This is a genomic window from Mucilaginibacter sp. (assembly GCF_036383575.1).
Classification (GTDB): Bacteria; Bacteroidota; Bacteroidia; order Sphingobacteriales; family Sphingobacteriaceae; genus Mucilaginibacter.
Window position 1 is genome coordinate 1 of the sequence record NZ_DASVOB010000723.1, and the last position, 3511, is coordinate 3511.

General features: G+C 43.9%; 4 protein-coding genes and 1 pseudogene. 3 read left to right on the forward strand and 2 right to left on the reverse strand.

The genetic code is table 11. The features are described 5' to 3' along the window. A partial coding sequence (locus VF500_RS25895; protein ID WP_330862433.1) for an alpha/beta hydrolase occupies positions 1-603 on the forward strand: 603 nt, incomplete at its 5' end. A gap of 66 nt (positions 604-669) precedes the next feature. Beyond that, entirely contained in the window at positions 670-1557 is an 888-nt protein-coding gene (locus VF500_RS25900; RefSeq protein WP_330862434.1) for an alpha/beta hydrolase, read from the forward strand. 158 nt (positions 1558-1715) lie between these two features. Here VF500_RS25900 and VF500_RS25905 read toward each other — a convergent pair whose 3' ends face one another. Beyond that, positions 1716-2285: a hypothetical protein gene (locus VF500_RS25905; protein ID WP_330862435.1), complete on the reverse strand. Its 570-nt coding sequence runs from the start codon at positions 2283-2285 to the stop codon at positions 1716-1718. Between the two features lie 71 nt (positions 2286-2356). Further along, positions 2357-2893, reverse strand: coding sequence for a GNAT family N-acetyltransferase (locus tag VF500_RS25910; RefSeq protein ID WP_330862437.1), 537 nt, complete (start codon positions 2891-2893; stop codon positions 2357-2359). 211 nt (positions 2894-3104) lie between these two features. On the opposite strand from VF500_RS25910, the pseudogene VF500_RS25915 reads away from it, so the two are divergent. Then, a pseudogene (locus VF500_RS25915) lies at positions 3105-3511 on the forward strand (oxidoreductase); the annotation flags it as partial.

Below are 3511 nucleotides of genomic sequence, written 5' to 3' on the forward strand. Positions count from 1 at the left end.
CCGATGATCATTGTTATGCCTAATGCTGATTCGAGCTGGTACATCAACTCTTACGATGGCAAGGAGAAATATGAGGATTTTTTCTTCAAAGAATTTATACCGCATATTGAAAAAGTATGTCGCGTTAAAGCCGAAAAAAAGTACCGCGGTATAGCAGGTCTTTCAATGGGTGGTTATGGACCGATGATCTATACGCTTAAACACCCTGATCTGTTTGCGGCAGGTGCGGCTTTAAGCGCTGCTGTATTTCCCGACGATCAGCTTATTGGCACTCCTGATGATACTTATGACAAGATATTCGCGCAGCTATATGGACGTGGTTTAAGAGGCAAAGACAGGGTGAACAGTGCATGGCAAAGCAATTCGGTTTTAAACCTGGTACAAACTAAAACTACCGACGAACTTAAATCTGTAAGATACTGGATAGATTGCGGTGACGACGATTTTCTGAGTAAAGGCAACTGCCTCCTGCACATCGCCCTTACCGAAAAAAATGTACCGCATGAGTTTCGCGTACGTGATGGCGCTCACACCTGGACTTACTGGCGCACCGGCATTATCAATGCCCTGCAATTTATTGGCGACAGTTTCAGGCAGAAGTAGTTTTTAAATGTGCAGATTTCAGATGTGCAGATATGCAAATGATAATTTGATTGAATAAATTAGAATATGAGTATTATAAAAAGGATTTTGCTGGTTTGCTTATTGTTAGTTTCTGTAAATACGTTTGCACAAACTACCGGCAAGGTAATTGAAGAGCAATACGTAAAAAGCGATATTTTAAATCATAACGTAAAATACGCGGTATACCTGCCTGCCGATTATGAAACATCAAACCGCAGCTACCCTGTAGTATACCTGCTGCATGGTTACGGCGATGACCATACCGGCTGGCTGCAATTTGGCGAAATTAACCGCTATGCCGATAAAGCCATTGCCGATGGTACCATTCCCCCGATGATCATTGTAATGCCCGACGGGGGAACAAGCTTTTATATCAATGCCTATAACGGCAAGTTAAACTACGAAGATTTCTTTTTTCAGGAGTTTATACCGGCTATCGAAAGAGAATACCGCATAAAAGGCACTAAAGAATATCGCGGTGTAGCAGGCCTTTCCATGGGCGGATTTGGGACATTGGTATACAGCCTTAAACACCCCAAAATGTTTTCGGCAGCAGCAGCCTTGAGTGCGGCGGTACGCAGCGACGATGATTTTATGGCTGTAACCGATGAACGTTGGAAAGAAGTTTATAGCAAAGTATTCGGCCCCGAGCTTAAAGGGAAGGAACGACTTAATGCAACCTGGCAGGCTAACTCCATATTGGGTTTGGTTCAAAGCAAAACAACGGATGATTTAAATGACGTGCGTTATTGGATAGACTGTGGCGATGACGACGCCCTAAGCAAAGGGAACAGCCTGCTGCATATAGCTCTCACGGAAAAGAAAGTGCCTCACGAATTCCGCATCCGCGATGGTGCCCACACCTGGACTTACTGGCGCACCGGCATTACCGATGCATTAGCATTTATTGGTGATAGTTTCAGGCAGAAGTAAGAGGTAAATAATTGACCAACCATGTCATTGCGAGCGCAGCGCGGCAACCGCACGGAAGCATAGTCGCCCTGTATAGCATGCGATTGCCACGTCGCCCCCAAGCTGCTATCCCGGCAAGCTCCTCGCAATGACATATTTTACACTAATCACCTTTTATACTAATCACTCAAAATATCCTCACACCTCCCTTTCAAAACTTTCAAACGTTTATCCAGTCCGCTTAACCCGGTAGCATCTCCAATATTTTTATAAAGCGTTTTGATCAGCGTAAGCGTACTGTCATCGGCGTCACAGGCCTGGGCTTTCTCCAACTGGGGCAATGCCTTCTTCACAGCCTTAATATATTCGGCGTCTGTAGATGGATTATTTAAAAGCTTATCGGCATCGGGGAAGTTTTTGAGATACAAATATCCCAAAGCCCGGTGGGCTACATAATAATCAGGTTCGGCAGCGACAACGCGCTCGTATAGGGGTATTGCATTTACACTTTGATTATCATCTTCATAAAGCTTAGCCAGTGAATTAAAAAAATTGATCTTCACTTTGGCAGCTAACTTAGCTGTATCCTGCATGATCTGCCGGGACAGGTCCATTGCCTTATCCTGTTCACCTTGTAAGCGCGCCAAATTAAAATCGAGGTATTTATTATAAGTATCTTCGGCCGTTTGGGCGTATGCCGATGTTACAGTTATCAATAAAATTACGGATACCAGTATTTTCCTGAACATGATTGCGGGCTTGGTTTTAGCTATAACGCCGAAACAGACAGTTTAATATTAAACCTGCATCTATCTCTAAGCTATAGAAGCTTAAACATCTTAACCAAAGGCAATATCACACCATCGGGCATAGGCTGATCAATATTTTCCATTGCTTTATATCCCATAGCCTCATAAAGCGGCACACCTGGTAATGTTGCCCCTAATTGCAGGCTTTTAAAACCGTTATCCTCCGCTGCGGTTTCACAAACCTTCATGATATAACTTCCTATACCCCGGCGGGCATAATCGGGATGAACAAAAAATGCCCTGATCCTGGCGGCATCGTGGTTAGGGTCGAGCAATGGATCTTCAGTTTCTTTATGCTGATCGCCGCCGTAAAGGGTGTTGCGTTTGCTCCAGCCTCCGCAGCCAACAGTAACACCATCTATTTCGGCCACGAAATAGGTACCATCCGTAACCAGTTGTGTATCTACACCAAAAATGTACTTGATGGCACTTTCAATTTGTTGCTGATCATAATAATTGGGACTCAAACCGCGCACAGAAAGTGCTATCAGTTCCTGTAATTCGGGGATATCATTAAAAGTTGCTAAGCGTGTTGTTATAGTAGACATGGCGGTAAAAGTAATATTTTACCGCATATCGCAAAATTTGGCACTTAAGAATGACCTTATTCTGAAAATTCTATAATTCTTCAAATATTGATTCAGACATTTTTCTGCCGCCAAACTCACCGCAATATCATTTTATTATCGTTCCTGTTATTTTACAAAAACAGTACCTGCACACTGCTTGTTTTGAGCATATTTGTAAAAACAAACAACAATGTCTACACTATTTTCTCCCCTTAAAATAAAAAATATAGAACTAAAAAACCGCATCGTAGTATCACCTATGTGCGAATATTCGAGCGAGGATGGTTTCGCTAACGACTGGCACCTGGTACACCTTGGCAGCTTTGCTACAGGCGGTGTAGGGCTTATCATTACCGAGGCCACAGCAGTATCTTCCGAAGGCCGCATTACCTTTGCCGATTTGGGTATATACAAAGACGAACACATCGAAAAACTAAAACAGATCACCGATTTTATAAAGGCACAAGGCGCTGTTCCCGGTACACAACTGGCGCATGCTGGTCGTAAGGCAAGTCACCAGGAGCCCTGGAACGGCGGCAAGCAGATCCCTGCTGACCAGCCAAATGGATGGCAAAGTGTTTCGGCCAGTGCGGTTCC

What these genes read in the sequence shown, in the direction of transcription:
- VF500_RS25910 (WP_330862437.1), bottom strand. Translation starts at nt 2,893, where the DNA reads ATGTCTACTATAACAACACGCTTAGCAACTTTTAATGATATCCCCGAA.
- VF500_RS25905 (WP_330862435.1), bottom strand. Translation starts at nt 2,285, where the DNA reads ATGTTCAGGAAAATACTGGTATCCGTAATTTTATTGATAACTGTAACA.
- VF500_RS25900 (WP_330862434.1), top strand. Translation starts at nt 670, where the DNA reads ATGAGTATTATAAAAAGGATTTTGCTGGTTTGCTTATTGTTAGTTTCT.